This window comes from Streptomyces tendae (assembly GCF_014650435.1).
In the GTDB taxonomy this organism is placed as follows: domain Bacteria; phylum Actinomycetota; class Actinomycetes; order Streptomycetales; family Streptomycetaceae; genus Streptomyces; species Streptomyces tendae.
The window spans coordinates 1-525 of sequence record NZ_BMUY01000126.1; the positions used below are offsets into that span (position 1 = coordinate 1).

Genomic DNA, 525 nt, shown 5'->3' on the forward strand with positions numbered 1-525 from the left:
GACACCTCGGCGACCTCGACGTCGGGGAACTTCTCCCGCCAGGGGCGCAGCACCTCGGCCAGGGCCTCGGACTGCTCCCCGCCCAGATCGGCGGCGAGCGCGGGGTAGGCGGGGAGGGCGTAGGCGTAGTACGGCGGGACGGTCCAGCCGTGCACGGCCTTCAGCACGGCGCCGCGGCGGGCGGCCTCCTCGAAGGCGAAGGTGAGGACCGTGCCGTTCGGCTTGTCCGTGTCGACGCCCACCACCACGGGCCCGGCGGCCTTCGCGGACGTGGCATCCCGGACGAGGACGACCGGGGTGGTGGTGTGCGCGATCACCACCATGCCGACGGAGCCGACGAGGAAGCCGCCGATGCCGCCGAGACCGCGGGAGCCGAGGACGAGCAGGTCGGCGTCCTTGGCCACCTCGGGGATGATGTCCATGGGGCCGCCGGGGATCTGTTCGGCGACGACCTTCAGTTCCGGGTGGCGCGCCCGCAGCGTCTCGCCCGCCTCGCGCGGGAGACGTTCGGCGCGCTGCCGGAAG

At 74.1% G+C, this 525-nt stretch carries 1 protein-coding gene; it reads right to left on the minus strand.

The window, feature by feature from the left end; translation table 11 throughout:
* A partial coding sequence (locus IE258_RS40960; protein ID WP_189750860.1) for a universal stress protein occupies nt 1-525 on the minus strand: 525 nt, incomplete at both ends.